The organism is Streptomyces sp. NPDC101237 (assembly GCF_044767465.1).
Taxonomy (GTDB): Bacteria; Actinomycetota; Actinomycetes; order Streptomycetales; family Streptomycetaceae; genus Streptomyces; species Streptomyces gramineus.
The window spans coordinates 1-1,282 of sequence record NZ_JBIWNY010000067.1 but is presented as its reverse complement, the minus strand read 5'-3'; the positions used below and the strand labels follow the sequence as shown (position 1 = coordinate 1,282).

Annotated in this window: 2 protein-coding genes; both read right to left on the bottom strand. The window is 65.5% G+C overall.

From position 1 onward, the window contains the following. The coding region (locus ACIRQ9_RS40330) for an alpha-amylase family glycosyl hydrolase (RefSeq protein WP_404185764.1) at nt 1-847 on the bottom strand (847 nt) is incomplete at its 3' end. Beyond that, nucleotides 844-1,282 (bottom strand): alpha-glucosidase C-terminal domain-containing protein (locus ACIRQ9_RS40325; RefSeq protein WP_404185761.1); only part of this gene is annotated, 439 nt, incomplete at its 5' end. The genes ACIRQ9_RS40325 and ACIRQ9_RS40330, both read right to left, overlap by 4 nt.

Below are 1,282 nucleotides of genomic sequence, written 5' to 3'. Positions count from 1 at the left end.
GGCACTCGTCGCCGCCCTTGGCGTAGTCGCCGAAGTAGTCGACCACGTCCTCGGGCCACTGGTTCGCCTCGGCCAGCAGCACGGTGTCCGGGTACTGCGAGTCGATCTCCTTGCGCACCCGCTTCAGGAAGGCGTGGGTGGCCGGCAGGTTCTCGCAGTTGGTGCCCTCGCGCTGGTAGAGGTAGGGCACCGCGTCCAGCCTGAAGCCGTCGATGCCGAGGTCCAGCCAGAACTTCAGCGCCGAGAGGATCTCCTCCTGGACGGCCGGGTTCTCGTAGTTGAGGTCCGGCTGGTGGGAGAAGAAGCGGTGCCAGAAGTACTGCTTGCGGACCGGGTCGTAGGTCCAGTTGGACGCCTCGGTGTCCACGAAGATGATCCGCGCGTCCTGGTACTGCTTGTCGTCGTCCGCCCAGACGTAGTAGTCGCCGTAGGGTCCGTCGGGGTCCTTGCGCGACTCCTGGAACCACGGGTGCTGGTCGCTGGTGTGGTTCATGACGAAGTCGATGATCACGCGCATGCCGCGCTGGTGGGCGGCGTCCACGAAGTCCACGAAGTCGGCGAGGTCGCCGAATTCGGGGAGTACGGCGGTGTAGTCGGAGACGTCGTAGCCGCCGTCCCTCAGGGGGGACTTGAAGAAGGGCGGCAGCCAGAGGCAGTCGACGCCGAGCCACTGGAGGTAGTCGAGTTTGGCGGTCAGACCCTTGAGGTCGCCGATGCCGTCACCGTTGCTGTCCTGGAAGGAGCGCACCAGGACCTCGTAGAAGACGGCGCGTTTGAACCAGTCGGGGTCCCGGTCCTTCGCCGGTGTGTCCTCGAAGGTGTCCTGGACGGGTTCGTTGACGATCATATTGTGGGTGACCCTCCGATCTGCGGGGACGGTCGCAGCACCGTGAAGATATGCGCGGGTCGTCGACCCGGTTCCAGGCGCACATAGTTGGCCCTGCCCCAGTTGAAGGTTTCGCCGGTGAGCTCGTCGCGCACCGGTACCGACTCGTGCCAGTTCAGGCCGAGTTGCGGCATGTCCAACGAGACCGTGGCCTCCTGGGTGTGGTGGGGGTCGAGGTTGGCGACCACCAGAACCGTGTTCGAACCGCTCCGCTTGCTGTAGACGATCACCGATTCCTGGTCGGCGTGGTGGAAGTGGAGATCACGCAGCTGCCGCAGGGCCGGACTGGCGCGCCGGACGGTGTTGAGGCGGGTGATGAGGGGGGCGATGCCCTCGGTGTCCGCGCGGGTCCAGTCGCGGGGCTTGAGCTGGTACTTCTCGGAGTCGAGGTACTCC